The sequence below is a fragment of the Acidimicrobiia bacterium genome, from assembly GCA_036396535.1.
Lineage (GTDB): Bacteria > Actinomycetota > Acidimicrobiia > Spongiisociales > UBA5794 > DASWKR01.
In genome coordinates, this window is record DASWKR010000017.1 from 55,674 (window position 1) to 81,630 (window position 25,957).

The following is a 25,957-nucleotide window of genomic DNA, read 5'->3' on the forward strand; positions in this document are numbered from 1 at the left end:
CGATGCTGGCGCTGAAGCATCTCGGATCGGGCAAGGTCAGGGAGATCTACGAGATCGACGAAGAGCGGCTGCTCATCGTCGCCACCGACAGGATCTCGGCTTTCGACGTCGTGCTCGAGCCGGAGATACCCGACAAGGGCAGGGTGCTCACCGGGCTCTCGAAGCACTGGTTCGACATCCTCGCCGTCCCGTGCCATCTCCTGTCGACCGACGTGACGACGCTTCCGGGGCTCGACGGTGAGTCCGCCGCCTACCTGCAGGGCCGTTCGATGGTAGTGAGACGCGCCAACGTGATCCCTATGGAGTGCGTCGTCCGCGGCTACCTGTACGGATCTTCGTGGAACGAGTATTCCAGGGGAGGCGGACCGACCACCGAGCACCTCGGCGCGGGCCTGCGGATGGCAGACCGGCTCGAGGAGCCGATCTTCACCCCGGCGACGAAGGCCGAGTCCGGCCACGACGAGAACCTCGAGGAGTCCGAGGCGCGGGCCCTCGTCGGGAGCGACGTCTACGAAGAGCTGCGCCATCGGTCGGTCGCCGTCTATCTGGAGGCGGCCGCGCTGGCGGCGGCACGCGGGATCCTGCTCGCAGACACCAAGTTCGAGTACGGGTTCGTCGACGGCGAGATCATCCTCATCGACGAGGTCCTCACGCCGGACAGCTCGCGCTACTGGCCGGAGGACGAGTGGCGGCCGGGGCATATCATGCCGTCGTTCGACAAGCAGCCGGTACGAGATTGGCTCGAGGCGCAAGGCTGGGACAAGGTCCCTCCGGCGCCCCGGCTGCCGGAGGGCGTCGTCTTCGACACGCGCACTCGCTACATCGACGTGTACGAGCGCCTCACCGGCAGCCGATTCGTGCGATGACGAAGTACCGGATCGACATCCGCCGCAAGCATGGCCTCGCCGACCCCGAAGGGGCGACGACGGCGAGAGCGCTCCACGACCTCGGGTACTCCGGGGTGGTCGACGTCAGCTTCGGACGGGTGATCTTCGTCGACACGGACGACGGCGACGCCTCCGACGTGGCTGCGATGTGCGAGCAGCTGCTCGCCAACCCTGTGATCGAGGAATACGCCATCGAGGTGGTCGAATGAAGGCAGCCGTCGTCGTGTTCCCCGGCAGCAATTGTGAACGAGACGTCGTCCATGCTCTCTCGACGCTCGGAGTCGACGCTCGCACGGTCTGGCATCGCGAGACGTCCCTCGAGGGCTTCGACGGCGTCGTGATCCCCGGCGGCTTCGCCCACGGCGACTACCTGCGCACCGGGGCCATCGCCCGTTTCTCTCCCGTGATGCGCGAAGTGGAGCGATTCGCAGACGAGGGTCGACCGGTAGTCGGGATATGCAACGGGTTCCAGGTGCTCTGCGAAGCGCGACTCCTGCCGGGCGCCCTGGTTGCCAACCGCGACCTGCGCTTCATCTGCCGTCCGGTCGACATGCGGGTCGAGAGCACAGGTTCCGTGCTCACCGGCGAAGCGTCGGTGGGAGACGTCCTGCGGCTCCCACTCAACTCGTACGAGGGGAACTTCGTGGCGCCGGCCGCCGAGCTCGAGCGGATCGAGGCGCACGGCCAGGTGCTGCTGAGGTACTGCGATCCCGACGGTGACGTCACCGACGAGGCCAACCCGAACGGTTCGTCGAACTCGATCGCCGGGATCCGCAACGAGAGCGGCAACGTCGCAGGGCTCATGCCGCATCCCGAGCGGGCGAGCGACCCGGTACTCGGTTCGACCGGAGGCGTCCCGCTCCTCGCCTCGTTGGCGACCGCACTCGTGCCCGCCTCCGCATGACGCTGGCAGAGCCGACGCACCGGACGCTGGGCATGACGGATGCCGAATACGGCTCGGTCGTCGAGATCCTCGGCAGGGAGCCCCGCCCGGCGGAGCTCGCCATGTACTCGGTGATGTGGTCGGAGCACTGTTCGTACAAGTCGTCGCGCCTCCACCTGACGCGCTTTCCGACGGAGGCGCCATGGGTGGTCGTCGGGCCAGGCGAGAACGCCGGGGTGGTCGACGTCGGCGACGGCTGGCTGGTGGCGCTCCGCATCGAGAGCCACAACCACCCCTCGTTCGTCGAGCCGTATCAGGGAGCTGCGACCGGCGTGGGTGGCATCTTGCGCGACATCTTCACGATGGGAGCGCGCCCCATCGCGGTGCTGGATCCGCTGCGGTTCGGCCGGTTGCACGACCCCCGGAGCCGCTACCTGCTCGCGGGCGTCGTCGCCGGCATCGCCGGGTACGGCAACGCCGTCGGTGTCCCCACCCTCGGTGGCGAGCTCGAGCTCGCCGACGAGTACGCCGCGAACCCGCTCGTCAACGTGATGGCGCTCGGACTGCTCCGCCGCGAGCAGCTCGTCACGCGGGCGGCCTCCGGGGTGGGCAACGTGGCCGTCCTCCTCGGTGCGGCGACGGGGCGAGACGGCATCGGGGGAGCATCGATCCTGGCGTCCGCAGCCTTCGACGAGGCGTCCGGCGCCAAACGGCCGTCCGTCCAGATCGGCGACCCGTTCGAGGAGAAGAAGCTCATCGAGGCGTGCCTCGAGCTCTACGAGGCCTCCCTCGTGGTCGGCATCCAGGACCTCGGTGCCGCCGGCATCTCGTGCGCCACGTCGGAGTGCGCAGCCGCCGGCGGCATGGGGATGGACGTCGACCTCGACGCCGTGCCGCTCAGGGAGGCGGACATGACGGCAGGGGAGATCCTCATGTCGGAGTCCCAGGAGAGGATGCTCGCCATCGTCGAGCCGTCCCGCCTGTCCGAGGTGCTCGCCGTCGCCGGCAAGTGGGAGATCAATGCCACCGAGATCGGCGTCGTGACGGCGGGAGGCATGCTGCGGGTCGTCCACGACGGCGAGCTCGTCGCCGAAGTCCCCGCCTCCTCACTGTCCGACGACGCCCCCCGCTACGAGCGGCCTGCTCTACGCCCCGACTGGCAGGACCGCCTCGCCGCCGACCGACCCGAGCTCCCCGCCGCGGTCGACGCCGGTGAGGCGCTGCTCGCCATGCTCGACGATCCCGCCCTCGGGGATCCGTCATGGATATACGAGCAGTACGACCACCTGCTCTTCCTCAACACGGTCGTGGCGCCCGGGAACGACGCAGCTCTACTGCGAATCAAGGGGACGGGCAAAGGTCTGGCCGTCTCGACAGACGGAAACGGACGCCTCTGCTACCTCGACCCGCGTGTCGGCGCGGCTCGAATCGTCTGGGAGGCCGCCCTCAACGTTGCCGTCACGGGCGCCCGACCGTACGCGGTCGTCGACAACCTCAACTTCGGAAACCCGGAGCGGCCCGAGGTGATGTGGCAGTTCGTCGAGACGGTCGCCGGCATGAGCGAGGCATGTGAGCAGCTCGGCGTGCCCGTCGTCGGGGGCAACGTGTCGTTCTACAACCAGACCGATGGCCGCGACATCTACCCGACTCCGGTGGTCGGGATGCTCGGCCTCGCCGATCCCATGCCTGCCCAGGCGCCACGCCTCGACGCAGCATCTCCCGGCATGGAGGTGTGGCTGGTCGGGCCGGCCGGCCGGAGCGACTTCGCGGCGAGCGCCTACGCCAGGGTCATCCTCGATCACCTCGGAGGGGAGCCGGCTGCGCCCGACCCAGAAGCAGGCCCGGCCGTCGTGGGGCGCGCCGTCGAGCTCGCCCACTCCTCACCGGTCCTCCACGACGTCTCGGCCGGCGGCCTCGCCGTCGCCGTGGCCGAGGTCGCCTTCCGTTCGGGCGTCGGCATCACCATCGACGTCGCAGACTGGCGCGAGCTTTTCGACGAGAGCCCCCACCGGTTCGTGGCGATCGCCCCGCCGGGGGGCGTCGCCGCAACGGAGGCCGTTCGAGCGGTTCGTCTCGGGGTCGTGACGGGCGACGATCGCATCGAGTTCGGTCGGCACGGCTCCGTCACCGCCTCCGTGGCCCGGCGGGTGTGGCGTGAGGCGCTGCCCCGGCGGCTCGGCTGAGGACGCCTTCCCTGCCCGCAATCGGTTGCCGCCCATGACGTTGCTACCGTGACCGACATGCAGCCAGACCCGCCGGTCATCGCGATCCTCGGGGCCCGGTGGCCCGATCTGGCCGTCGAAGAGCTCGTGCTCGACGGGTACCAGCTTCGCCGCTCGGACGGGTCGACATACGACGAGATCCTCGAAGCCGCCGCCGACGCCGTGGCGATCATCGCCGGGCCGAGGCCTCCTCTCGACGCCGCCGCATTGCAGGCGCTCCCCGCCAAGGCGATCGTGCGCTACGGCGTCGGAGTGGACAACGTCGACCTGGTGGCCGCCTCCGATCTCGGAAAGTGGGTCGCCAACGTGCCCGACTACGGGACGGAGGCGGTGGCGCTCCATGCGGTGGCGATGGCGCTGGCAGCCGTCCGCCGCCTGGCGCAGGCGGATCGGGCGCTGCGAACCGGCGACTGGGGCTTCAACAGCCTGCGACCCCTCCACTTGCCGTCTGCGATGACCGCCGGTGTGGTCGGTTTCGGCCGCATCGGGCGGACGGTGGCAACCCACTTCGGGGCGCTCGGGTTCTCGAAGGTATACGCCACCGACGCGCTGGCACCGATCGATCCGGACGTGGCCGAATCGGTCGTCCTCATGCGATTGCTCTCGAGCTCGACGGTCGTCAGCCTCCATGCTCCGGGAGCCGCCGACGGCACACCTCTGATCGGCCGCCCCGAGCTGGCCATGATGCGGCCGGGGAGCATCCTGGTGAACACGGCACGCGGGTCGCTCGTCGACACCGAGGCGCTCGTGGCCGGACTCGCCCGCGGCCGCCCCGCCTTCGCCGCCCTCGACGTGTTCGAGCGCGAGCCACCCGATCTGTCGGTGTTCGCCGACCTCGAAGATCGGGTCCTGCTGACACCACACATGGCGTGGTACACCGAGCAGAGCGAGCGCGACCTGCGTCGCAAAGCGGCAGAGGAGGCCCTCCGCATCCTGCGCGGTGAGCGCCCTCGATATCCGGTAGCAGAGCCGGGAGGAGCCGGATGACGAAGTCGATCTACCACATGACAAGCGGAGAGGTCGCCGCGGCACTGGCAGGCAACCAGACGGTCGTCGTCCCATTCGGCTCCGTCGAGCAGCACGGACCCCACCTGCCTTGCGGCACGGACACCATCGCCGCCAAGCTCGTCGCCGAGGAGGTGGCGGCACGCCTCGACGCGGTCGTGGTTCCGTTCGGTCCGTACGGAGTTACGCCCATCCACGCCGGCCACCCCGGCACGGTCAGCCTGCGCCGCACGACATTCGAGAGCCTGCTGGGTGACATCTGCGACGAGATGGTTGCGATGGGCGCCACGCGATTTGTCTTCGTGAACTGGCACGAGGGCAACATCGCCTCGATGGATGCCGTCGCCACCGAGCTGCAGGCGCGGCACGAAGGCGTCTACATCGCCGTGGCGCATGCCTGCTACACCGCCCAGCGCGTCTACGCCGCCGAGGGAGGCGAGCTCACCCACGGCGGCGGGATCGAGACGCTGGCGGTGATCGCCCACGATCCGTCGCTCGCCGCCGTCGAGGCCGCCGGCGAGGCGACCCGAAGCGAACACGCCGCCGCCATGGACGAGATGCGCCGCGACCGCGAAGTCCACGGCTACATCACGGACGTGACGGAGATCGACGACGACGGTTGGTACGGCAACCCGCGGTGGGCCACTGCCGAGGCGGCGGTCGGTTTTGCAGGCCGCATGGCCGACGAGATCGTGCCGGCCGTCGAGCGGATCTTTGCCTTGCGGGGTGGCGGGTGAACGTCGTCAAGGGCGCCGCCATGCGATTCGAGCAACTGCCCGGGCGCGCCTCGGCAGACCCGCTGGCAGGCATCGCCTCCGAGTCGAGCATGCGGATCGTCCGGCTGGTCGGCGGCATCGCACGCCGCGCACATCTCCATCCCCTCAGCGAGGAGGTCGTGGTCGTCGCCGCCGGCAACGGGGTCGTCTGGATCGAGGGTGAGCGGACCCCGGTTGCGCCCGGTGACGTGGTGCGCATCCCGCCCGGGGCCCGTCATGCGACGCTGCCGGCGCCGGGCACCGAGATGACGCTCCACTGCTTCTTCCCCCATCCCGACTTGGCGCACAACATCGAAGAGACGGACATCGCGTTGCACAGCGACGAGACGGACAGTGCGTTGCACGGCAAGGAGGAGGCGTGACGAGCGAGAAGGTACGGCTGGCACCGATCGGGCTCGGCAGGTGGGCGCGGGTCCTCGCCCGCGGGGCGCAGCGCGGCGACGTCATCGACCTCCACAGCTGCTTCAGTCGATCCGAGGAGAAGCGATCCGCCTTCCAAGAGGAGTTCGGCATCCCGAGGTCGGCCGAGACCCTCGAGGAGCTGCTGGCCGACGACGAGGTCGAAGGTGTCATCGTCACCACCCCGAACGACACCCACAAGCACGTGATCGTCCAGGCACTCGAGTCCGGCAAGGCGGTGTACACGGACAAGCCGATCGCCCACACGCTCGAGGACGCCCTCGCCATCAAACGTGTCGTCGAGGACACCGGAAACATCTTCGCCGTGGGCCACTCGGCGCGGCGCCTCTCCGGATGCCGAGTGATGAGACGTTGGATCGACGAGGGCAGGATGGGCCACATCTCGCTCGCCGAGGCGAACTTCTCCAACGAGCGGGGACTCGAGCTCACAACGGACACGTGGCGTTGGTATGCCGACAAGAGCCCCGGCGGGACGTTCATCCAGCTCGGGGTGCACCACGCAGACAACCTGCAGTACCTGCTCGGCCCGGTGGCGCAGGTGTCGGCCCACGCCCGGCGCCTGTACACGGCCTCCGAGGTGCCGGACGCCGTCATGGCGATCCTCGAGTTCGAGTCGGGCGCCCTCGGTTACATCGGATGCGGGTGGGCGTCGCCCGGCGTGTACCAGATCCGCCTGCAGGGAACCGAGGCGAACCTCATGTACGACCTCGACTTCACCCACTGGGACGAGTCCCACGAGGCGGACCGGTGGAGCACGCTCACCTCGCAGGCGTATCGCGACATGGTGCGACCCGCAGTAGAGCTCCCGCCGACAGACATGTTCCGCGAGCAACTCGACGAGTTCGCCCTGGCGATCCGCGGTGAGGCGACGGTCGAGGTCGGCGCAGACGAGGCGATCAGGGCCCTGGCGATCGTGCGAGCCGCCCTCGAGTCCTCGGATCGCAACGGGGAAGCCGTCGAGATTCGACCGATGCTCGAGTCGGTCGGCGCCGCCGTGTGAGAACTCAGTCCTTCGGTTCGAGCACGAACCACTCGATGAACCGCCGGCACCGGCCGGAGTCGTCGAATTCCAGCTCCCACAGGTTCCAGTAGACGTTCCCGTTCGAGTAGCTCGTCTTGCCGGTCGTGATCACCCGGTCGTCCGTGACGAGGTGCGGGTGGTACTCGGCCTCCCACGATCCGGGCTCGTCCTGGTTCGCCAGCCAGTCGTCGGCGATCGCCTGGGCACCGAAGATCGGCTCGTCGTAGGGGTGATAGCGGTGCGAGGCGTCCTCGGTGAACAGGGCCACGATGGCGTCGCGGTCGTAGGTGTGCCACGCCTCGACGTAGCGATCGAGCCAGGCCTGGATGTCGTCGGATGTCATCTCACTCCGTTCGTCCTCGAGGCGAAGACGCTACCCCCGGCCGCAGCTCGGTTCACCCTGTGAGCTTGTCGCGCAGCCATGCGAACGAGGCGGGAGCCCACTCCTGGTAGTGCTTGAAGGCGCAGTGACCGGCATCGGCGTAGACCCGGGCCTCCTTGCCGGTCACCGGGCCCGTCTCGAGCATGTAGTAGATGTTCCCGATCGGGGCGAGGTGGTCGTGCTTGCCGTTGATCATGAGCACCGGCATGGTGATCCGGTCGACCAGACCGAGCTCTGACAACGCCCATCGCGAGAAGCTCTCCAGCTCCTTCTCGGCGGTCGTCGGCGGGAACGACGGCGGCCCGTCGGGTTCGCCGTACCGGAACTCGGAGCGGCGGTTGCGTGCCTCGACGAACTCGGCGAGCTCGCCGTCGCTCATCCGGTACCCGAACGGATGGCCGGCGATGGCGACCACCGCCTTGACCATCTCGGGGTGCGTCCCTGCCAGCTGCATGACCGAGTACCCGCCCCTGCTGATCCCCAAGGCGCCGATCCGATCTGCGTCGACCTCGGGGCGGCCGGCGAGATGCTCGATGGCGGCGATCCACGCCTTGACAGACTCCGGCTCGTATGGGAACGGCGTCTCGCCGGTGCCCGGGCCGTCCATGACGAGCGTGGCAAGGCCCTCGGCCATTGCCATCTCACCCGCCCAACCACGGTCCTCCTTGAAGACGTCGGCACCGCACATGACGAGCACTGCGGCGACCGGGGCGTCGATGGAGCCGCGCGGGGCGCGGAAATGGGCGCGGATCGTCTTGCCCTCGCACGGGATCTCGACGACCTCGAGCGGGGGATCGAGGTACCGGGATGCCTTGCGGTACGCCCGGGCGCAGTCGTCCGAGATCGCCCGCTTCTCGGCGGTGATCTCGCCCGGAAAGCGACCGATGGCGTAGAACGTCTTCGCCTGGAGGTACTCGCGCCGGGCGTCGAGGTCCTCGCCCGCCTCTGCGAGGCGATCGCCCTCTGCCTCGTGGCGCCTGCCCGCCGCCGACCACACCGGGATCCACTTGTCCTGGGTGGTTCCCTCGAGTGAGGCGACGAGGGACCGCAGCTCGTCGACGTCTTCGATCATGGAGAGCCAGCGCCGGTAGAACCCGCCGTGCTTGACCACGAACGGGTCCTCGTCTGCGGTGAACTCCAGGGCCTGTGTCTCGGCGGTCATCGCTCGCCCTTCCTCGTCGGCTACCCACGTAGGGTACCGAGCCTCCCTGCAATCGTTTGGGGCCACCTCACCGCCCAATCCACCGGCGAGCCGGCAACCGGCTCCGCCGCCCGCTGAGCTCGACGACCTCGCCGAGATAGCCGTCTCTCGTCGGCTACGCCGCCGGGAGAGACATGCCGCCGTGCCGGTGACGTACCCTGCCGGGGATCAAGAGGTCTGGATGATCGATCGGGCGGAGCTGAGGGCGCGCTACGAGGAGTGGGTGGAGCGGATCGGGCGCGACCACGGCGCGGCGAACAACCGTGTCAACGGCCATGCTTGGTTCTCCCCCCTCGCCAAGCCGCTGGCGCAGTCGACGGTTGCTCTCGTGACGACCGCCGGAGCTCACCTGGACGACCAGGAGCCGTTCAACACGGCCACCTCGCATGGTGACCCCACCATTCGGACCATCCCAGCCGACGTCGACTCGGCGCGCTTGCGGTTTGCGCACACCCACTACGACACCGCCTCCGCCGAGGATGACCCGAACGTCGTGCTACCGATCGACCGGGTCCACGAGCTCGTCGCCGCCGGGCGCATCGGTGCCAGTGCCCCGTTTCACATCGGGATGATGGGGTTCAATCCCGACCCGTCGAGGGTCGCCGACGAGGCCGGGCCACTGGTGGCACGCCTGCTCATGGAGGCAGGCGTCGATGCCGTCGTCCTCGTTCCGGGCTGACCGATGTGCCACCGGTCGGTCGGGCTGGTCCAGGGCGAGATCGAGAGAGCAGGGATCCCGACGGTCAGCCTCACGATGCGCCCGGAGATCACCGCCAACATGAAGGTGTCGCGAGCGGCTTGGGTTCGCTTTCCACTCGGCAACCCACTCGGAGAGCCGCACCAGCCTGCCCAGCACCACCTCGTCCTCTCCGACTTGCTCCACTTGCTCGAGACCGCAACCGAGGCGGAGAGCCTCGTCGAGCTGCCGTACCGCTGGCGCCGCTGGGAGAGGTGGATTTGACCGAGCCGATCCACCAGCAGGTCAGGGGCGCCACCGAGCCGATGGAGGCGGCGGTCTATGCCCTGCTCGAGCGGCTCGACGGTTACCGATCGACGATGGAGAGGCTCATCGCCGAGCAGGAGGCGACCGGCGAGCCGAACGAGGCCCTGGTGCGAAGGCTCCGCCAGTTCATCGCCAAGGCGGAGAGGATGACTGCGATCGTCGAGGACGAGGTCATCACGGAGCTGCTCTTCTGCATCGACAGGCTCTTCTCGGTGAAGGACGCCGAGGAGGGCACCTTCATCTGACCTCCGAGACGGCGCCGGACGGCTGGGCCGTCCGGAGGATGGTCTCGGGCGTCGCCCCGGACGGCGCCGATCGGCCTACCACGCACTCGCTACGCTCGCTTCCAGTGTCAGGCCGTGCTTTGTCCGAGGCTCGTACGCTCACAGATCCCGTCGATGTCGGCATGGTCGGGAGCCGGCGGGATCGATGCGGCGATGGAGCCTGACGACGCCGGCGCTCCTCCGGTCGGATGCGGCGAGGCCGTGATCCACGAGCGGCTCGCCGACCTGCCGCGCCATCCGGACGACGCCACGGTCTACCCACGGCCGGTCGCGCTCGCCCGTGTCCATCAAGACGAGGCGACCGGCGCCGTGCACCACGTCATCCGCTATCCGGCCGGACTCGGGGCGTTGGCTCATACCCACCGCTCGGCGCACACCATCCCGGTTCTCGAGCGACGGCTCGTCGCCAACGGGGAGGTGATCGGCCGTGGGGGCTATGCACACTTTCCGGCCGGCCGGGTGATGCGGCACACAACTACCACCGAGGAGCCGTGCCTCTTCGTCACGATGTTCGACGGCCCCGTCACCACCGAGCTCGCCGAATGACGAAGGTCTTCATCGTCGACGCCTTCTCCGAGGGGCCCGGTACCGGCAATCCGGCAGCGGTCGTCCTTCTCGACCGGCGGCGGGACTCCGATTGGATGACCGCCGTGGCCGCCGAGCTGAACCAGCCGGCAACGGCGTTCGTCACGGATGCGGTCGACGAGCGGTACCCGCTGCGCTGGTTCTCCCCGGCCGTCGAGCTGCCACTGTGCGGCCACGGCACCCTGGCCGCGGCCCACGTGCTCCACCACGAACGAGGCGAGCGCTCCCCGCAGTTCGCCACGATGCGCGGGTCGATCTCGGCGTCGTCGTCGCCGCAAGGCGTCGAACTCGACTTTCCGGCGTCCTCGCCGCAGCCGTCCACGCCGCCACCCGGGCTGCTCGAGGCGCTCGGGCTCGGTGCAGCGAACATCGCCTCCTGCGACGACACGATGATCGTCGAGGTCGACTCGCCGGAGACGGTCGCCGCCTGCCGACCAGACCTCGAGGCGGAGGCCTTCGGCGTCCTGCGCAGCGTCGTCATCACCGCCGCGGGCGGGCACGACGTCGACATCACCTCGCGAGTGTTCGCTCCGAAGGCGGGCATCCCCGAAGACCATGCAACGGGCTCGGCTCATTGCCTGCTGACGTCGTTCTGGTCCGGTCGACTCGACAAGACCACCCTCGATGCCCGGCAGGCGTCACCGCGCGGCGGCAAGCTTCAGGTGGAGCTGCGCGGCGACCGGGTGGCGCTCCGCGGGAGAGCGCGGACCGTTCTCACAGGCCGGCTCCTCCTCTGACAGATATCGCTCGACGATGCAAGCCGCCGGGAGACGGCGGCGCCTCCGCGTCACCTCCCGGGAAAGGCGGGTGCCATCTCGCCAAGCAGTCTGGCGACATTGCCGCTCGTGATGAGCGCTCGCTGGTCGCTCGTCAGCCCGGCGACGCCATCGAGCGTGGCGAGCGGGTTCAGGTCACCTGCTTCGAACGGGTAATCGGTGCCGACGACGACGTGATCCGCCCCGACGAGGTCGATGAGGTAACGCAAGGGGGCTGGATCGTGCAGCACAGTGTCGAAGTAGAGCCGCCCGAGCGCCTCCTTCGGCGGGACGGCCGTGTCCTTCCCGACGAGATCGGGCCTCGTCTCCCATGCGTGCTGGATGCGCCCGATCTGGTACGGAAGGAAGCCGCCCCCGTGGACGAGGCAGATCCGCACGTCCGGGTGCCGATCGAGCACACCTGAGAGGACGAGCTTGGCGGTCGTGATCGTCGTCTCGGTTGGTCGTCCGACGCTGTTGTCGAGACCGTAGGAGCCGAGCTCGACGCCGGGGAGTGGATCCATGGGGTGGATCATCACGATGCAGCGCAGCTCGGCGGCGGTCTTCCAGAACGGTTCGAGATCGAAGGCGATGAGCTCTCGGCCGTCGATCGTCGTCGCGATCTCCACACCCACCATGCCGAGATCGCCGACACAGCGGCGCAACTCGTTTGCGGCAGCTTCGGGGGCCTGGAGAGGAGCGATGCCGAAGGCAAGGAGCCGGTCGGCGTGCCGGGCCGCCTCTGCGGCGAGGGCGTCGTTGACCCGCCCAGCCCACGTGACTCCGCGTTCCACGTCGAGGGCGTGCGCCGTCAGGTTCACCCAGCTCGAGATGATCTGCACGTCGATGCCGGCTCGATCCATCGCCTCGATGCGGGCGCTCATGTCCACCAGATCGCGACGGAGCGGGATCGTCCTGACCCGGTCGGCGATCACGATGCGCCGGTCCCCGTCGAACACGACGCCGAGCTCAGGCCCCTCCGACTCGATGAGGGTCACCACGGCCTCCGGCACCCCGTGGGCGTGAACGTCGTACGTCACCCAGCCGCCCCGTCCATCCGTGCCGCCAGGAGGACGTCCGGCTCGAGGATGTACGCACCCCCGTTGACCCGGTCCGTGGCGTAGACGAGCTTGTCGGCCGCCACCCACACGTCGTTGATCTGAGCCGCCTGCTGTCCCTCGGGACACTCCGGGATCCAATGGGCGATCTCGACGGGCGCGGCCGGGTCGGCGGTGTCGTACACACGCAGGCCGGCGTTGAAGTACGTGACGAACATCAGCTCCTCGCTGCGGTAGCTGCCCGGACGGTTCTCGTGGAGGGAATGGGCGCCGAAGCGAAGCCCCCTCTCGCAGAAGTCGCCCTCGGGGACGGGGCAGATCGAGAGCACCTGCGGATCCGTCTCATCCGACACGTCGACGATCCTCACCATGTGGCGCGGCCCGGTGCACCCATCCGTGATCGCCTCGTCGGTCACGACGACGAGGTCCCGTGACGGCAGCGGAAGAGCCGTGTGGGTATGGCCGCCCTCGTCCCAAGTGAGCCGCGACACCACCACCGGTCTCACCAACTCGGCGATGTCGAGGATCACCATTCCCGAGTCCCACAGGCCGAGGTAAGCCCTGTCTGCGTCGACCAGGCCGTGGTGCACGGACCGATCCTCGCCGTCGGGCCAATCGGGAACCTCGCCCTCGCCGGTCCGCATCCCCGGCCACCACCAGCGGCCCGCTTCCTGCGGCCGCTCCGGATCGGCGAGGTCGAGGATGCACCAGATCCGGCCGCCGTACCCATCCGGCGTGGCGGAGAGGTAGGCGTACCTGCCTCCCTCGTACACGATTCGGTGCACACCTGCGCCCGTCGAGTGCCAGAAGCCGATCTGTTTCGGGTCGAACGGGTCTTCGAGGTCGTACACCGCCAGCCCTGCCGACTCCCATGACTCGCTCCGGAACCGCTCGTGGTTCGTGAGGAGCAGCCCGTCAGCGACCTGCACCTTGTGGGTGTGGCCGCCCGCCGGAGCCGGCCACTGGCGTACGACGGTCGGGCTGGAAGGCTCGGAGACGTCGAGGATCGACGTGCCCATCCTGCTCGGCCCGAAATGGCCGACGTAGAGGGCGTCGCCCTGGCGCATGAGCTGCATCCCGTCGCCGTGTCCGTCGAGGTCGCTGTGACCGACGAGCGAGAACCCGGCCGCCGACCCCGGATGTCCCACGTCAGTCGCTCACCAGCGAGGGCATGGCGACCTCGGCTCCGCTCCCGGCGGCGTCGACTGCGGCCTGCAGCTGCCCTTGGCTCGTGCCGAGGGTGCGCAGCCACCGCTGACCGCCGAACGTGAAACCGATCCAGTAGCCGAGCTCGACGAGCTCGGGCTCGGTGAACTCCGCCAGCAGTTCGTCCCACATGACGTCGTCGGCGGTGGTCGGGTCCCACATGATGGCGTCGGCGTAGCGCATCGCCAGCTTCTGCCGCGGGGTGTAGTCGTCGGACGTCTGGTAGTGGAGGAGGGCATCGAGCTGCTCCCGGCGTCCCCTGATCTCCCTGGCGACCCCCTGATTCGAGCAGTAGGTGCACTCACCGGAGAGGGCGATGTATGCCCGCAGCAGTTCCTTCAGGCTGAACTCGACGACGCCATCGTGGTAGATCCACTCCCTGGTCTTCGTGAACGATCGCATCACGCCGGGTTGATGGGCTCTGATCGATTGGAACTCCGGCCCGGGCCTGCCGGCAGCCATCGCCTCTTGCAGCCAGCCCCGGCACTCCTCGTCCTCGATGTCGTCCGGCAGGTTGAACCCGATCCTCGCCATCTCGACCTCACCTCCCCGATCCGTTCTGGCGTCCCTCCGTCGCATTCTTGCGATGGGGGGACGCCAGAACGTCCACCGCAACCGATTGCGGTCGAGGGTAGTAGCGTGCCGGAGGTCACGCAGGAGGGAGGTTGCGATGGCGAAGGTGATGAAAGCGGCTGCGCTGCCTGCTCTGACGTCGACGAGAGACGGGCGCGACAGAGTCGATCTGGTCACCGAGGAGACGTTCGGGCTGACGGACCTGCGAGCCGACAGGATCACGTACCACCCCGGCGACACGGCCGCCGCCCACTACCACCGCGACGCCAAGCACTTCTTCTTCGTGCTCGAAGGACGAGGTCGACTCCATGCGGCAGGGGACCCGGTCGAGCTCGACGCCGGCGACGTCGCCCTCGTGGAGGAGGACGAGGTCCATTGGTTCGAGAACCCGACGAACGAGGTGTTCTCGTTCATCGAGCTGTGGGTGCCCGCCCCCTCGGAGACGGTCTGGGTGACGGACGACCGCTGCACCTGGGCGCCCTCACCGTCGGCAGCGGCGGTCTGAGACGATGCCTCGGATCCCGTACGCCGACGTCGACGGACTCGATCCGCACGACCGCGACATTCTCGAGCACGCCCGTTGGAACGGCACGCCCCGGCCGGAGAGCCAGGCAATCAGGGCGAACGTCCCGGCCGTCCTCCACGCCTTCACGAGGGCGTGGCGTGAGACCTTCATCGAGGGCGTCGTCGACCACTCGATCAAGGAGCTGTGTCGGGTCTTCGTGTCCCAATCGATCGCATGCCACTACTGAGGGGTGCAACGCTCCGTCCAGGCTGGACGGCAAGGCCTCACGGAAGCGGACTACGACGAGCTGCTCGACTTCGCGTCCTCGGATCGATTCACGGCGCGCCAGAAGGCGGCGCTCACGTATGCCCAGGCCATCGTGTGGGATGCGTCGTGGGCGGACGATGCAGCCTGGGAACGGCTCGGCGAGCACTTCACCGCGCCGGAGCTCGTCGAGCTCGGGTTCTTCATCGCGCTCACGCTCGGCCAGCAGAAGTGGATCAAGACGCTCCACATCGATCATCGCGAGGTGCTCGGCGACACGAGCGTCGGCCTGGCGGCACACGATCCCGAGAGCTGAGCGGCAGATGACGGCGGTGGCGTGACGGCTGCAGCGAGGTTGCAGCCGCGGCAGGCGAGGCTCGCCGTCGTCGGCATCGGGATCCTGGCCGTGACGGCGGCGGGCTTCGTACGCGCTCCCCTCCTGCCGGACATGGGGCGGGCCCTGGCATTGAGCGACACGGCTCTCGGAGCGATCGTCTCGTGTTTCGCCTTCGGGAGGATCCTCGCCGACATCCCGGCAGGCCGGCTCACCGACCGTGTTCCGTCCGGGCTGATGATGGCGACGGGTGCCGCCCTCGTCGGTGCCGGCAGCGTCGTGTCCGGCCTGGCGCCGGGACCGGCCGCCGCCTTTGCCGGTGCGTTCGTGCTCGGGATCGGCTCGGCCTGGACGAACACGACCGGTCTGGCGACGTTCGCGGCCGCTCCGCGCCACCGCCGAGGAGTGTCCATGTCGGGGTTCGCGGCATCCCTGATGGTCGGCCAGGCCTTCGGACCGACCCTGGGTGGAGCCGTCGCCTCCGTGTACGACTGGCGAGCGGGGTTCTTGTCCGGTGCGTTCGTGGCAGTGGCCGTCGCCCTCGTCTTCCTGGTGTTCTTCAGGCATTCGCCGCCGCGCCACCCCGCAACCGCGGCGCAGGACCCGCTCGGCGACGCCGGCGAGCCGAGACGCCTCGTGCTCGCCTCCCTCTACCTGCTCCCGGCCGCCCAGTTCGCCATCGGTGCATCTCTGCTGCAGACCCTCATTCCGATCGTCGGCGACGGCGAGCTCGACCTGACTCCGGGCGTGATCGGCCTGGCGATCGGTGGCGGAGGGCTCGCCCGCCTCGTCGGGGTGCTCGTGAGCGGAAAGATCTCCGACACCCACTCGAGACGCTGGGCCCTCATCCCGGGGCTGGCGATCCAGCTGGTGGGGCTGATCGTCTTCGCGCTGAACGGCTCGCTCGTGGGATGGATGATCACGATCCTGCTCACGTCGCTCGGCTCATCGGCGGTCAACGTCGGTGCGACCGTCCTCGCCGACCTCAGCGAGGGCAGCAAGCTCGGCCGCAGGCTCGGGCTCTTCCGGGTGACGGGCGACGTCGCGCTCCTCATCGCCCCGCTCGTCGCAGGTGCCCTCTACGACTCTGCCGGCAGGGCAGTCGCCATGGTCCCGCTCATCGTCTTCGTGGCCGTCATCCTCGGCTTCTCTATGCGGGTGGTCCCGGAGACCCTCCAGCGGGGACCGTCGCGGCCGACGTGAGCGGCACAATCGATTGCTGCCTACGATGCCGTCCCGAGAGGAGGAGCGCCACATGCCTCGGATCCCATACCCGGACCTCAGCTCGATCACGGACCCCGAGATCATCGCGGCTCTCGAGCGTGCCCGTGAGTTCGGGACGCCGCGGCCGGAGAGCCAGGCGATCAGAGCCCACGTCCCTGCCGTCCTCAAGTCCTTCACGCAGGCTTGGATGGACACGTTCGTCAACGGTGTCGTCGAGCACGAGCTCAAGGAGCTGTGCCGCGTCTACGTGACGAAGACCGTGCAATGCGGCTATTGCGCCGCGCAACGCTCGGTCGAAGCCGCCGTCGACGAGGACAAGTACGACGAGCTGCTCGAATACGCCAGGTCCGATCGTTACACGGAGAGGGAAAAGGCGGCGCTCGCCTACACGGACGCCATCGCCTGGGATGCCGACCTCGCCACAGACGAGGTCTGGGAGAGACTCCACCGCCACTTCACTGCTCCGGAACTGACCGAGCTCGGCTTCTTCGTGGCCCTCACGCTCGGCCAGCAGCGATGGTTGAAGACGCTCGACCTCGGTCACAGAGAGCTGCTCGCCGACACGGACGCTGGCTTGATGGCAACCCACGAGGCCTGACTCGTCGGCGCGTCGTCCCACTGCGGTCAATCGTTAGCCGGTCCACGCCCCCCGGCCGCGCTCACAGCTCGCAGTCGACGACGGTCGCACCGCTGACGCAGGTATCCGTCCCCGTCCCCCCGTCGAGGTCGTCCTCGCCGGAACCGCCGAGGAGCGTGTCGTCGCCCGCATTGCCTCTCAGCGCATCGTCGCCGCCGCGCCCGAGCAAGCGATCGTCGCCGCCCCGGCCGGCGAGCACGTTCGCCCCCGGCTCGCCGCCGATGGTGTCGTCGAATCGCGACCCGATGACGTTCTCGACGGAGAACAGCAGCGCACCCACCGATCCGGACGCCAGGCTCCCGCCGGAGCCGTTGTCCCTGAGATCGACGTCGACGGGCCCGGGCGATCCTGACGCGTCGACCGTGTCCCTTCCACCCCTGCCGAACACCTCGTGGTCGCCCACCAGGATGACGAACCGATCCGCACCCTTGCCCCCCACAGACCAGTTGAGGTTCTCCCTCGGCACGATGACATCGCGGCCCGCCCTGCCGTTGATGGCGTCGATGCCGCCGCCACCGATCAGCGAGTCGTCGCCCTTGCCGCCGTCGAGCTGGTTGTCTCCCCCGCCACCGCGGATCTCGTCGTTCCCGCCGCCTCCGCAGATGAGGTCGTCGCCGCCTCTGCCGTCGATGACGTCGTCGCCGGGGCCCCCCCAGATCACATCGGCACCGGCGGTGCCGATGAGGGCATCGCCTGTGCCGGTGCCTGCGATCGTCGCCACCTGGCCCATGCACTCGGGAGGGGCGCCCATGGCGCCCGCAGGCACTGCCAGCAGCGCCGCCGGGACCGTCGCGATGATGAGACGCATGCGCTTCATGACGACGTCACCAGTCGGCGGCGATGTACTTCGTCTCGAGGAACTCCATCATCCCCTCGTGGCCTCCTTCACGGCCGAGGCCGCTCTGCTTCACGCCGCCGAACGGGGCGGTCGGATCGGAGATCAGCCCGCGGTTGATGCCCACCATCCCGGTCTCGATGGCCTCGGCGGCCCGCATCGCTCGCGCCAGGTCCCCTGAGTAGACGTAACCTGCCAGTCCGAGGTCGGTGTCGTTCGCCAGCGCGATGGCCTCGTCGTCCGACTCGAACGTGACGATCGGGGCGACCGGGCCGAACACCTCCTCGGCCAGTATCGGGTCGCGCGACGTCACGTTGGTGAGGACGGTGGGCTCGAAGAAGAAGCCGGGACGGTCTGGAGCCCCTCCACCGGTGGCGACGGTCGCCCCGGCCCCGACCGAGGCGCCGACGAGCTCCCCCAGGTCCTTCTGGGCGGCGGCATTGATCACCGGTCCCAGCTCGACTCCGGGCTCCAACCCGGGACCGGTCTTCACGGCCGCCATGGCGGCGGCGAACCTCTCCGAGAAGTCGGCGGCGACGGCCGAATGCACGAAGAAGCGGTTGGCCGCGATACAGCTCTGGCCCCCGTTGCGCATCTTGGCGATCATGGCGCCTTCGACGGCGGCGCCGATGTCCGCGTCGTCGAAGATGACGAACGGGGCGTTACCGCCGAGCTCCATCGAGGCGTTGACGATGCGATCCGACGCCATGGCGAGCAGCTTGCGACCAACGGCCGTCGATCCGGTGAACGAGAGCTTCCGTACCCGCCGGTCGGCGAGCATCGCCGCGGCGACCTCTCCCGAGCGACGCGACGGGATCACGTTCACGACACCGGGCGGCACACCTGCCTCGGAGAGCAGCTCGGCGATCGCCAGCGCCGTGAGCGGCGTGTCGGATGCCGGCTTGAGGATCACGGTGCAGCCGGCCGCCAATGCCGGACCGATCTTTCTGGTAGCCATCGCCGCAGGGAAGTTCCACGGAGTGATCAGGAGCGACACGCCGACCGGCTGGTGGATCGAGATGATGCGCTTGTCCCCACCGGGCGCCAGTTGGATCTCGCCGACGTTGCGAATGGCCTCGCCCGAGTACCAGCGGAAGAACTCGGCCGAGTAGATCACCTCGGAACGAGCCTCCGGCAGCGCTTTGCCCATCTCGAGCACGATGAGCTCTGCGAGCTCGTCCGCCCGGGCGGTCATCATCTCGAAGGCGGTCCGCAGGGTCTCGCTGCGCCGGCGAGGCGACACCGCCGACCATGCCGGCAACGCCTCGTTGGCTGCGTCGACAGCGGCAATGGCGTCGTCCGTCGACGCCGACGCCACCGCGGCGATGGACTCGCCGGTGGAGGGGTCGAGGACGTCGATCTCCGCCCCGTCAGACGACGGCATCCACTTGCCGCCGATGTGGAGGCCTGTGTGGCCCGAGTCGATCAGTTCACGCAGCACGTGCGGCATCCTCTCCTCGTCGCTCGGTGCGGCCGTCCGAGCATCAGGACAGGCCGTCCGAGACCTCTCGATCTTCGGACTCAAGAGTACGCCCTGCGGCCGAGGCCTCCATCTCGAGAAGCGCCCCGAAGTCCTGGTCGCCGTATCCGCGCCCGATCCCCTCGATGATCATCTCGTGAACCAGGGCCGCCGTCGGGAGCGGCACGTCGAGCTCCCTGCCGGTCGCCAGACCGAGCTCGAAGTCCTTGCGAAGGAGGTGCCACGTGAACGTCGGTGTCCAGTCGAGGTTGACGAGAGCCGGTGACTTGTATCGGGTGAACGTCGAGCCCATGACGCTGTCGTTGAGGAAGTCCAAGAAGTCGTACCGCGAGACGCCGGCGGCCTCGGCGAGCATGGTGATCTCGGCGAGCGACTGGCTGACGACGCCGAGCATGAGGTTGTGGCACAGCTTGACGAGGCGGGCCTCGTCCGCCTCACCTACGTACGTGACCTTGCGGCCGAAAGCCTCGAGATAGGGCAGTGCCTCCTCGTAGGCGGCCGCCGGGCCGGAGACGACGGTCGTCAGCTTGCCGGCCCGCACCACCTTGGGGTTCCCGCTCACAGGAGCGGCGAGGACGCTCGTACCCAGCTTGACGCCCGACTCGCGCAACTCGGCCGCCGTCACCGGGTCGATCGTCGTCGCGTCCACCAGGATGCCGGGATGATCGTCGCCCGAGAGCACGCCTCCCGGGCCGAGGGTCACGTCGAGGACGTCCTGAGGACCGCCGACCATCGTGAAGACGATGTCCCGCCCGGCGAGGTCGGCGGGCGACCCGACCACGGTGGCGCCCAGCTCGGCGAGTGGCTCGGCCTTGGCCGCCGTCCTGTTGTAGACCCAGAGGTCATGGCCCGCTTCGAGGAGCCTCTCGCAGAGGGCCGAGCCCATGCGCCCGGTCCCGATCCAACCGAGGTCGTGTGCGGCATGATCCATAGAGAGGCCCTCCCTGATACTCCTGCAATCGATTGTAGTCACGGGCGATCGGAGCCTCGACCCGCGGTACACTCGCCACCCGTGACGGAGGCCACCCTGCGATGAGCCCAGAGACCGAGCGCACGCTGTACGACTACTCCACCAGGGAGACGAGACGGCCGGGCGAGCTGGCAGACGGCCTCGCCTTCGACATCGACAGGGACACGAGGCTCGAGCTCTACACCCGGCTCCAGGAGCTGCGACAGGTCGAGAAGAAGGCATACGACCTGTTCATGGAGAACCTCGTCAAGGGCACGAGCCACCTCTCGCTCGGGATGGAGGCGGTCTCCGCAGGCTTCGGTGCGGCGATGCGTGCCGACGACTACACGTTCGCCACGTACCGGGGGCACGCCCACACGCTGTCGAGGGGCGTCTCGTTCGAAGCAGTGCTCGCGGAGCTCCTCGGGAGGGCGAACGGCTTGCTCGGCGGCAAGGGGGGCTCGATGCACCTCACGGACGTCGGCAAGGGCATGATGGGCTCCTACGCCATCATCGGCGCCCACCTCACCATCGCCAACGGGGCGGCCTGGTCCGCCCAGATGCGTAACAGCGGGCAGGTGGCCGTGTGCTTCTTCGGTGACGGTACGACGAACATCGGGGCGTTCCACGAAGCCCTCAACCTGGCGGCGATCTGGGATCTCCCCGTCGTGTTCGTGTGCGAGAACAACCTCTACATGGAGTACACGCCGATCGACCTGATCACCGCCGTCGAGCACCCGGCCGCCGACAGAGCCGCGGCCTACGGGCTGGACCCGATCCTCATCGACGGCAACGACGTCGACGAGGTGTACACCACCGCCGTCGCGGTGCTCGACAGAGCGCGCCGAGGAGGGGGCCCATCGCTCGTCGAGGCCGTGACGTACCGCACAGGAGGCCACAGCAGGGCAGACCCGGGCAAGTACCGGCCGGCAGACGAGGTCGAGGCGTGGAAGCAACGCGACCCGGTCGTCGTGTACCACCAGCGCCTGCTTTCGATCGGGGTCGGTGAGGACGTGCTCGCATCGATCACCGCCGACGTCGCCGAACGTGTCGCCACCGCCACCGAGGCCGCCAAGGCCGGCCCGCTGCCGTCCGAGGACATCATCCACACCGAGGTGTGGGCCGACGGGGGTTCGGCGTGGCGGAACTGAGCTACCGCGAGGCCGTGGCGTACGGCATCGCCCAAGAGATGCGTCGCGACCCATCCCTCGTGATGCTCGGCGAGGACGTGGCAGCGGCCGGGGGCGTGTTCAAGACGACCGTCGGGCTGCTCGACGAGTTCGGCCCGAGCAGGATACGAGACACGCCCATCTCCGAGCAGGCCATCCTCGGCGCCGCCATGGGGGCCGCCATGACAGGCATCCCCGTGATCGCCGAGATCATGTTCAGCGACTTCCTGGCGGTTTGCTGGGACATCGTCGCCAACGAGATCGCCAAGACGCGCTACATGACAGACGGCCAGGTGACGCTGCCGATGGTGATCCGCACCCACAACGGAGGAGGATCACGATTCGGGGCCCAGCACTCCCAGAGCGTCGAGAACTGGTGCATGATGATCCCGGGGCTCAAGGTCGTCGCTCCGTCGACGGTGCACGATGTCGTCGGGTTGCTCGCCTCGTCTGTGAGGGATCCCGACCCGGTCGTCTTCTTCGAGCACAAGTCGCTGCTCGCCACGAAGGGCGAGATCCCGGACGGTGAGATCGTCGAAAACCTCGGGGTCGCCAAGGTGCTGCGGGCGGGCAGCGACCTCACGATCGCGGCACTGGCGCTCATGGTCCCGCGGGCCCTCGAGGCGGCGGAGCTCCTGGCGCTCGAAGGCATCTCCGCGGAAGTGGTCGACGTTCGCAGCCTCGTGCCGCTCGATACCAAGACGATCCTGGGCTCGGTCGAGAAGACCGGGAGGCTCGTGACCGTCGAGGAGAACCCGCGGCTCTGCGGCTGGGGCGCTGAGATCGCATCCTTGGCGGCCGATGAGGCGTTCTGGGCCCTCGACGCCCCGATCGTACGGATCACGACTCCCCACGTCCCGCTCCCGGCGGCCGACGTGCTCGAAGACGCCACGATCCCCTCGGTCGACCGGATCGTCGAGACCATCAGGAAGACATGGACCTGAGCGCCGGGGCCGCCGGGGATCCGGGCGGCCGCCCGAGCTCCTGTGGCGGCTGACGCATACTTCACGACCCGGGACGGCGTGTGGTTCGTGCCGAGCGACTTCGCCCGTGGGCCGTGGGACGCCGAGTCGTGCCACGCCGGGCCGCCGACCGCCCTCATCGTCAGGGCGCTGGAACGTCTCGTGTCCCACCAGGCGCTGGCGAGGCTGACGGTCGAGCTGAGGCGCCCGATCCCGATGAGCGGCTTCGCGATCGAGGCGGAGGTGCGGCGGACGGGCCGGTCGGCGACGTTCACCGCCGCCAGGTTGACGGACGATGACAGGGTTCTCGTCGAGGCGTCGGCCACGCACCTGCGGGCGCTCGAGCATCTCGACGTCGCCACGGCACCGTTCGACCTCCCCGATTTCTCGTCGGCCGTGCCGGGGCCCTTCCCGATAACGGACACGCGCCACGGGTTGCAGGCGTTCAGCTCGTCCATCGAGGTCCGTTACGACCCGTCGCAGTCGCAGGGCTCGGGAGGGCCGACGACGGTGTGGATGCGTACCATCCCGATCCTCGCGGACGAGGAGCCTTCACCCATACAGCGCCTCTGCCCGCTGGCGGACTCAGGCAACGGGATCAGCTACAACAACTACCTCGACAAGATCCTCTTCATGAACCCGGACCTCACGCTGGCGGTGCATCGGCAGCCGGCGAGCGAGTGGGTCGGGTCACGGGTGCGCTCTCACTGGCACACGGACGGGACGGGCCTCGCCGATGCCGAGCTGTTCGACACGATCGGTCCGGTCGGGCGCGCCACGCAGAGCCTCCTCCTCATGCCGGCGCCCTAACCGGTGGAAGCGGCGCCGCCGCCGGGGAACCTACAATCGATTGCAGTGTCTTCACCCGGCCGTTCGATGTTCGGAGCGCCACCATGAGTGGCGTCCTGTGGGCAGCCGGAGCCGGCATCGGCTTCGGCCTGTTCCAGGCTTTCCACCGGAGGGCGAATGCGTTGATCGACGCCTTCGGGGCGACATTCGTGCTGCTCGTCATCGCCTCGCTCACCGTGGGCACGGTCGCATCGCTGACCGAGGATGTCTCGATACTCGCATCGACGCCGGGTTGGGCATTCGGAGCGTTCGCCCTGGCAGGGCTGGTGCAGTTCTTCGGGGGATGGACGCTGCTCAGCCTCAGCCAGCGGCGTGATGGGGCAGCTCGCACGGGAGTCGCCATCGCAGCGACGCCGCTCATCGGGAGCGTCGCGGCGGCCATCTTCCTCGACGAGCCGCTCACTGCGATCGCCGCCGTCGGGGTGATCCTGGTCGTGGTCGGTGTCGTCCTCATCGCCAGGCGAGACGGCGTGACCGGCTCCGGGCTTTCCGCGGTGCCGTGGTACGGGCTCGGATCGGCGGCGTGCTGGGGTACGGCGCCGCTGTTCGTTCGCTGGGGCCTGCGCGGCCTCGACACGCCGCTCATCGGGGTGACGCTGGCCCTCGCCTCGGCGGCCGTCGTGTACGCGGTGGTCCTCCTGCTGCACGTCGGGGGCACCCGGCTGCGCGTCCCGCCCGCCGCATATCGCTGGATCCTCATCAGCTCCCTGCTGGCGGCGACGGCGATCACCGCCCAATGGCAGGCGTGGCACCTCATCGAGGTCACGGTGGCAATCACGCTGATGCAGCTCGCCACGCCGGTGGTCGTCGTGGTTGCGCCTCTGGTCGTCGGCGCCGACCTGGAGCGGCCGACCGCAACGCTCCTCACCGGCATGGCGGCCGTGCTCGGCGGGTCTCTGCTCGTACTGTGGGCGGCATGAGCGAGCACGACGTCGTCATCGCAGGAGCGGGGCACAACAGCCTCGTCACCGCGGCCTACCTCGCCAAGGCCGGATTCTCGGTCGTCGTCCTGGAAGCGCAGACCCACATCGGCGGCGACGCCGCCACCGCCGAGCTGACTCTGCCCGGCTACCTGCACGACTCGTGCTCGACGGCGCATACGCTGCTCCAAGGAAGCCCGCTCATCGCCAACGACGAGCTGCGGCTGGCCGACTACGGGCTCGAGTACATCCGGCCGGACCCGGTCGTGCACATCCCCTTCCCGGACGGTACGTCCATCACGATGTGGCGCGACATCGAGCGGACCATCTCCGAGTTCGCCGCCTTCTCGAGCTCGGACGCCGCCGCCTATCGAGCCATGATCGACGACTACGCATCCGTCGCCCCCGCCTTCGGAAAGTGGCGGAACACGCCGATCGGCCGAGGACCGTCCCTCGACGAGCACCTGGCGCTGATCGACGGCGGGCACCGCTGGCAGCGGATCCGCCAGTGGTCGGCCGCCGACATCGTCAACCGCCACTTCGAGCACCCGCACACCCGCGCCTTCATGATGTGGATGTCGCTCATGACGATGCAGCCGCCGCAGCGGGCGGGGACCGGCCAGCTGGCCTACTCGCTCGCCTTCGGCAGACAGCGCCACTCGTGGATCGTGCCAAGAGGCGGGTCCGGTCAGCTCCCGGCCGCCCTCGGCCGCATCATCGAAGAACACGGTGGAACGATCCTCACCGACCGCAAGATCTCATCCCTGATCATCGAGGGCGGCCGCTGTGTCGGCGTCGAGACCGAGAGCGGTGAGACGTTCCGCGGAGCCAAGGCGGTCATGTCGACCATCCACGTCAAGCACCTCGTCGACATGGCTCCGGCCGAGTTGTGGGGCGAGCAGTACAGCTACGGCGTCGCGACGTGGCGGGCCGGCATCTCGATGTGTGCCGCTCACTACGCCACCGAGGAGCCGCCCACGTTCGCGGACGGGCTGACGCCGCTCGCCTCCGGTACCCCGACAACGGCGGAGAACGTGCTGCGAATCGCCGGGCAGTTCGAGCGAGGAGAGGTCGTTCTCGAGGATCCTGTCCTGCTCGTGCTGTGCCCGACGGTGGTCGACGAGTCGCGAGCACCAGCCGGCAAGCACACGCTCAAGGTGGTCGGTGTGCAGCCGTACGAGCTGGCCGGCGGACCGGAGGCCTGGGACGACCTCATGCCGCGGGTCGCCGCCGCCAACCTCGACCACCTGAGGCGATATGCCCCCAACCTCACCGAGGAGAAGTTCCTGGCGACATGCCTCAAGAGCCCGCTCGACCTGGAGAGGATGAACCCGCACAACTGGCATGGCTCGTGCCACGGCGGCGACATGAGCGCCGACCAGTCCGGAACGCTGCGCCCTGCCGCCGGGTGGGCGGATCATCGCACGCCGATCCCCGGGCTCTACCAGACGGGCTCGACGACCCACCCCGGCGGGTCGGTGTCGGCGGGCCCGGGCCGCAACGCGGCGATGATCCTGCTGGAGGACCTCGGCTCGACGCTCGAGGCCGCGATCGGTTGACGCTCCATC

The 25,957-nt window shown here is 68.8% G+C and carries 31 protein-coding genes; 23 read left to right on the forward strand and 8 right to left on the reverse strand.

Annotated elements, in window-relative coordinates:
• The first annotated feature begins 2 nt into the window (after positions 1 to 2).
• The 8 genes from VGC47_02655 to VGC47_02690 are packed head-to-tail and all read left to right on the forward strand — an operon-like array spanning position 3 to position 7,193.
• Positions 3 to 866 carry a phosphoribosylaminoimidazolesuccinocarboxamide synthase gene (locus VGC47_02655; protein HEX9854192.1) on the forward strand — a complete coding sequence of 288 codons (864 nt, stop codon included), beginning with the start codon at positions 3 to 5 and terminating at the stop codon, positions 864 to 866.
• A complete protein-coding gene (gene purS / locus VGC47_02660) occupies positions 863 to 1,096 on the forward strand; it encodes a phosphoribosylformylglycinamidine synthase subunit PurS (GenBank protein HEX9854193.1) in 234 nt (77 codons plus the stop codon). Before VGC47_02655 ends, purS begins: the two co-directional genes overlap by 4 nt.
• Entirely contained in the window at positions 1,093 to 1,791 is a 699-nt protein-coding gene (gene purQ / locus VGC47_02665) for a phosphoribosylformylglycinamidine synthase I (protein ID HEX9854194.1), read from the forward strand. Before purS ends, purQ begins: the two co-directional genes overlap by 4 nt.
• A complete protein-coding gene (gene purL / locus VGC47_02670) occupies positions 1,788 to 3,953 on the forward strand; it encodes a phosphoribosylformylglycinamidine synthase subunit PurL (protein HEX9854195.1) in 2,166 nt (721 codons plus the stop codon). The genes purQ and purL overlap by 4 nt, the downstream gene beginning before the upstream one ends.
• 57 nt (positions 3,954 to 4,010) lie before the next feature.
• Entirely contained in the window at positions 4,011 to 4,979 is a 969-nt protein-coding gene (locus VGC47_02675) for a C-terminal binding protein (GenBank protein HEX9854196.1), read from the forward strand.
• Positions 4,976 to 5,734, forward strand: coding sequence for a creatininase family protein (locus VGC47_02680; protein ID HEX9854197.1), 759 nt, complete (start codon positions 4,976 to 4,978; stop codon positions 5,732 to 5,734). The genes VGC47_02675 and VGC47_02680 overlap by 4 nt, the downstream gene beginning before the upstream one ends.
• Positions 5,731 to 6,135: a cupin domain-containing protein gene (locus VGC47_02685; GenBank protein HEX9854198.1), complete on the forward strand. Its 405-nt coding sequence runs from the start codon at positions 5,731 to 5,733 to the stop codon at positions 6,133 to 6,135. Before VGC47_02680 ends, VGC47_02685 begins: the two co-directional genes overlap by 4 nt.
• On the forward strand, positions 6,132 to 7,193 hold the full coding sequence (locus tag VGC47_02690) for a Gfo/Idh/MocA family oxidoreductase (protein ID HEX9854199.1): 1,062 nt from the start codon (positions 6,132 to 6,134) through the stop codon (positions 7,191 to 7,193). Before VGC47_02685 ends, VGC47_02690 begins: the two co-directional genes overlap by 4 nt.
• Before the next feature lie 4 nt (positions 7,194 to 7,197).
• On the opposite strand, the gene VGC47_02695 is transcribed toward VGC47_02690, so the two are convergent.
• Together VGC47_02695 and VGC47_02700 are read right to left on the reverse strand one after the other, a co-directional pair.
• Positions 7,198 to 7,557: a nuclear transport factor 2 family protein gene (locus VGC47_02695; protein ID HEX9854200.1), complete on the reverse strand. Its 360-nt coding sequence runs from the start codon at positions 7,555 to 7,557 to the stop codon at positions 7,198 to 7,200.
• A gap of 52 nt (positions 7,558 to 7,609) precedes the next feature.
• Positions 7,610 to 8,758, reverse strand: coding sequence for an alpha/beta hydrolase (locus VGC47_02700; GenBank protein HEX9854201.1), 1,149 nt, complete (start codon positions 8,756 to 8,758; stop codon positions 7,610 to 7,612).
• Positions 8,759 to 8,978: 220 nt separating this feature from the next.
• Here VGC47_02700 and VGC47_02705 point away from each other — a divergent pair, with 220 nt between their 5' ends.
• The 5 genes from VGC47_02705 to VGC47_02725 all read left to right on the forward strand — a co-directional run bounded on the left by VGC47_02705 (position 8,979) and on the right by VGC47_02725 (position 11,406).
• Positions 8,979 to 9,476 (forward strand): glycine/sarcosine/betaine reductase selenoprotein B family protein, encoded by a 498-nt coding sequence (locus VGC47_02705; protein ID HEX9854202.1) that lies wholly within the window; start codon positions 8,979 to 8,981, stop codon positions 9,474 to 9,476.
• Positions 9,477 to 9,479: 3 nt separating this feature from the next.
• Positions 9,480 to 9,758 carry a hypothetical protein gene (locus VGC47_02710; GenBank protein ID HEX9854203.1) on the forward strand — a complete coding sequence of 93 codons (279 nt, stop codon included), beginning with the start codon at positions 9,480 to 9,482 and terminating at the stop codon, positions 9,756 to 9,758.
• Complete coding sequence (locus VGC47_02715) at positions 9,749 to 10,045, forward strand: hypothetical protein (protein HEX9854204.1); 297 nt, start codon at positions 9,749 to 9,751, stop codon at positions 10,043 to 10,045. The genes VGC47_02710 and VGC47_02715 overlap by 10 nt, the downstream gene beginning before the upstream one ends.
• A 153-nt stretch (positions 10,046 to 10,198) precedes the next feature.
• Positions 10,199 to 10,630 (forward strand): hypothetical protein, encoded by a 432-nt coding sequence (locus tag VGC47_02720; GenBank protein HEX9854205.1) that lies wholly within the window; start codon positions 10,199 to 10,201, stop codon positions 10,628 to 10,630.
• Entirely contained in the window at positions 10,627 to 11,406 is a 780-nt protein-coding gene (locus tag VGC47_02725) for a PhzF family phenazine biosynthesis protein (GenBank protein ID HEX9854206.1), read from the forward strand. Before VGC47_02720 ends, VGC47_02725 begins: the two co-directional genes overlap by 4 nt.
• A gap of 50 nt (positions 11,407 to 11,456) precedes the next feature.
• On the opposite strand, the gene VGC47_02730 is transcribed toward VGC47_02725, so the two are convergent.
• Genes VGC47_02730 through VGC47_02740 form a run of 3 tightly spaced genes read right to left on the reverse strand, consistent with a single transcriptional unit; the run spans position 11,457 to position 14,222 of the window.
• Positions 11,457 to 12,464, reverse strand: coding sequence for an amidohydrolase family protein (locus VGC47_02730; GenBank protein HEX9854207.1), 1,008 nt, complete (start codon positions 12,462 to 12,464; stop codon positions 11,457 to 11,459).
• Positions 12,461 to 13,630: a hypothetical protein gene (locus VGC47_02735; protein HEX9854208.1), complete on the reverse strand. Its 1,170-nt coding sequence runs from the start codon at positions 13,628 to 13,630 to the stop codon at positions 12,461 to 12,463. Before VGC47_02735 ends, VGC47_02730 begins: the two co-directional genes overlap by 4 nt.
• Position 13,631: 1 nt before the next feature.
• Positions 13,632 to 14,222, reverse strand: coding sequence for a hypothetical protein (locus VGC47_02740; protein HEX9854209.1), 591 nt, complete (start codon positions 14,220 to 14,222; stop codon positions 13,632 to 13,634).
• Positions 14,223 to 14,358: 136 nt separating this feature from the next.
• On the opposite strand from VGC47_02740, the gene VGC47_02745 reads away from it, so the two are divergent.
• The 5 genes from VGC47_02745 to VGC47_02765 are packed head-to-tail and all read left to right on the forward strand — an operon-like array spanning position 14,359 to position 17,186.
• A complete protein-coding gene (locus VGC47_02745; GenBank protein HEX9854210.1) occupies positions 14,359 to 14,766 on the forward strand; it encodes a cupin domain-containing protein in 408 nt (135 codons plus the stop codon).
• A 4-nt stretch (positions 14,767 to 14,770) separates the two neighbouring features.
• Positions 14,771 to 15,013 (forward strand): hypothetical protein, encoded by a 243-nt coding sequence (locus VGC47_02750; protein HEX9854211.1) that lies wholly within the window; start codon positions 14,771 to 14,773, stop codon positions 15,011 to 15,013.
• A gap of 3 nt (positions 15,014 to 15,016) precedes the next feature.
• Positions 15,017 to 15,346 (forward strand): hypothetical protein, encoded by a 330-nt coding sequence (locus tag VGC47_02755; protein ID HEX9854212.1) that lies wholly within the window; start codon positions 15,017 to 15,019, stop codon positions 15,344 to 15,346.
• 21 nt (positions 15,347 to 15,367) lie between these two features.
• The gene (locus VGC47_02760) at positions 15,368 to 16,567 is read left to right on the forward strand and encodes an MFS transporter (protein HEX9854213.1); all 1,200 of its coding nucleotides are present in this window, start codon (positions 15,368 to 15,370) and stop codon (positions 16,565 to 16,567) included.
• Between the two features lie 52 nt (positions 16,568 to 16,619).
• Complete coding sequence (locus tag VGC47_02765; GenBank protein ID HEX9854214.1) at positions 16,620 to 17,186, forward strand: carboxymuconolactone decarboxylase; 567 nt, start codon at positions 16,620 to 16,622, stop codon at positions 17,184 to 17,186.
• Between the two features lie 61 nt (positions 17,187 to 17,247).
• Here the strand turns inward: VGC47_02765 and VGC47_02770 are convergent, their stop codons facing one another.
• The 3 genes from VGC47_02770 to VGC47_02780 are packed head-to-tail and all read right to left on the reverse strand — an operon-like array spanning position 17,248 to position 20,471.
• Positions 17,248 to 18,042: a calcium-binding protein gene (locus VGC47_02770; protein HEX9854215.1), complete on the reverse strand. Its 795-nt coding sequence runs from the start codon at positions 18,040 to 18,042 to the stop codon at positions 17,248 to 17,250.
• A gap of 7 nt (positions 18,043 to 18,049) precedes the next feature.
• Positions 18,050 to 19,501: an NAD-dependent succinate-semialdehyde dehydrogenase gene (locus VGC47_02775; protein ID HEX9854216.1), complete on the reverse strand. Its 1,452-nt coding sequence runs from the start codon at positions 19,499 to 19,501 to the stop codon at positions 18,050 to 18,052.
• 43 nt (positions 19,502 to 19,544) lie between these two features.
• Positions 19,545 to 20,471 carry an NAD(P)-dependent oxidoreductase gene (locus VGC47_02780; GenBank protein HEX9854217.1) on the reverse strand — a complete coding sequence of 309 codons (927 nt, stop codon included), beginning with the start codon at positions 20,469 to 20,471 and terminating at the stop codon, positions 19,545 to 19,547.
• 101 nt (positions 20,472 to 20,572) lie between these two features.
• Between VGC47_02780 and VGC47_02785 the strand changes: the two genes are divergently transcribed.
• The 5 genes from VGC47_02785 (at position 20,573) to VGC47_02805 (ending at position 25,948) form a co-directional block, all read left to right on the forward strand.
• Positions 20,573 to 21,640 (forward strand): thiamine pyrophosphate-dependent dehydrogenase E1 component subunit alpha, encoded by a 1,068-nt coding sequence (locus VGC47_02785; GenBank protein HEX9854218.1) that lies wholly within the window; start codon positions 20,573 to 20,575, stop codon positions 21,638 to 21,640.
• Positions 21,628 to 22,602: an alpha-ketoacid dehydrogenase subunit beta gene (locus VGC47_02790; GenBank protein HEX9854219.1), complete on the forward strand. Its 975-nt coding sequence runs from the start codon at positions 21,628 to 21,630 to the stop codon at positions 22,600 to 22,602. The genes VGC47_02785 and VGC47_02790 overlap by 13 nt, the downstream gene beginning before the upstream one ends.
• 42 nt (positions 22,603 to 22,644) lie before the next feature.
• A complete protein-coding gene (locus VGC47_02795) occupies positions 22,645 to 23,430 on the forward strand; it encodes a thioesterase family protein (protein ID HEX9854220.1) in 786 nt (261 codons plus the stop codon).
• Positions 23,431 to 23,513: 83 nt separating this feature from the next.
• Positions 23,514 to 24,389 carry an EamA family transporter gene (locus VGC47_02800; protein HEX9854221.1) on the forward strand — a complete coding sequence of 292 codons (876 nt, stop codon included), beginning with the start codon at positions 23,514 to 23,516 and terminating at the stop codon, positions 24,387 to 24,389.
• Positions 24,386 to 25,948: an NAD(P)/FAD-dependent oxidoreductase gene (locus tag VGC47_02805; GenBank protein ID HEX9854222.1), complete on the forward strand. Its 1,563-nt coding sequence runs from the start codon at positions 24,386 to 24,388 to the stop codon at positions 25,946 to 25,948. The genes VGC47_02800 and VGC47_02805 overlap by 4 nt, the downstream gene beginning before the upstream one ends.
• Positions 25,949 to 25,957: the final 9 nt, after the last annotated feature.

Excerpts from the sequence above, each read along its gene's own strand:
- VGC47_02655 (HEX9854192.1), top strand. The coding sequence starts at position 3 with ATGCTGGCGCTGAAGCATCTCGGATCGGGCAAGGTCAGGGAGATCTAC.
- purS (HEX9854193.1), top strand. The coding sequence starts at position 863 with ATGACGAAGTACCGGATCGACATCCGCCGCAAGCATGGCCTCGCCGAC.
- purQ (HEX9854194.1), top strand. The coding sequence starts at position 1,093 with ATGAAGGCAGCCGTCGTCGTGTTCCCCGGCAGCAATTGTGAACGAGAC.
- purL (HEX9854195.1), top strand. The coding sequence starts at position 1,788 with ATGACGCTGGCAGAGCCGACGCACCGGACGCTGGGCATGACGGATGCC.
- VGC47_02675 (HEX9854196.1), top strand. The coding sequence starts at position 4,011 with ATGCAGCCAGACCCGCCGGTCATCGCGATCCTCGGGGCCCGGTGGCCC.
- VGC47_02680 (HEX9854197.1), top strand. The coding sequence starts at position 4,976 with ATGACGAAGTCGATCTACCACATGACAAGCGGAGAGGTCGCCGCGGCA.
- VGC47_02695 (HEX9854200.1), bottom strand. The coding sequence starts at position 7,557 with ATGACATCCGACGACATCCAGGCCTGGCTCGATCGCTACGTCGAGGCG.
- VGC47_02700 (HEX9854201.1), bottom strand. The coding sequence starts at position 8,758 with ATGACCGCCGAGACACAGGCCCTGGAGTTCACCGCAGACGAGGACCCG.
- VGC47_02705 (HEX9854202.1), top strand. The coding sequence starts at position 8,979 with ATGATCGATCGGGCGGAGCTGAGGGCGCGCTACGAGGAGTGGGTGGAG.
- VGC47_02710 (HEX9854203.1), top strand. The coding sequence starts at position 9,480 with ATGTGCCACCGGTCGGTCGGGCTGGTCCAGGGCGAGATCGAGAGAGCA.
- VGC47_02720 (HEX9854205.1), top strand. The coding sequence starts at position 10,199 with ATGTCGGCATGGTCGGGAGCCGGCGGGATCGATGCGGCGATGGAGCCT.
- VGC47_02725 (HEX9854206.1), top strand. The coding sequence starts at position 10,627 with ATGACGAAGGTCTTCATCGTCGACGCCTTCTCCGAGGGGCCCGGTACC.
- VGC47_02740 (HEX9854209.1), bottom strand. The coding sequence starts at position 14,222 with ATGGCGAGGATCGGGTTCAACCTGCCGGACGACATCGAGGACGAGGAG.
- VGC47_02745 (HEX9854210.1), top strand. The coding sequence starts at position 14,359 with ATGGCGAAGGTGATGAAAGCGGCTGCGCTGCCTGCTCTGACGTCGACG.
- VGC47_02750 (HEX9854211.1), top strand. The coding sequence starts at position 14,771 with ATGCCTCGGATCCCGTACGCCGACGTCGACGGACTCGATCCGCACGAC.
- VGC47_02765 (HEX9854214.1), top strand. The coding sequence starts at position 16,620 with ATGCCTCGGATCCCATACCCGGACCTCAGCTCGATCACGGACCCCGAG.
- VGC47_02770 (HEX9854215.1), bottom strand. The coding sequence starts at position 18,042 with ATGAAGCGCATGCGTCTCATCATCGCGACGGTCCCGGCGGCGCTGCTG.
- VGC47_02780 (HEX9854217.1), bottom strand. The coding sequence starts at position 20,471 with ATGGATCATGCCGCACACGACCTCGGTTGGATCGGGACCGGGCGCATG.
- VGC47_02785 (HEX9854218.1), top strand. The coding sequence starts at position 20,573 with ATGAGCCCAGAGACCGAGCGCACGCTGTACGACTACTCCACCAGGGAG.
- VGC47_02800 (HEX9854221.1), top strand. The coding sequence starts at position 23,514 with ATGAGTGGCGTCCTGTGGGCAGCCGGAGCCGGCATCGGCTTCGGCCTG.
- VGC47_02805 (HEX9854222.1), top strand. The coding sequence starts at position 24,386 with ATGAGCGAGCACGACGTCGTCATCGCAGGAGCGGGGCACAACAGCCTC.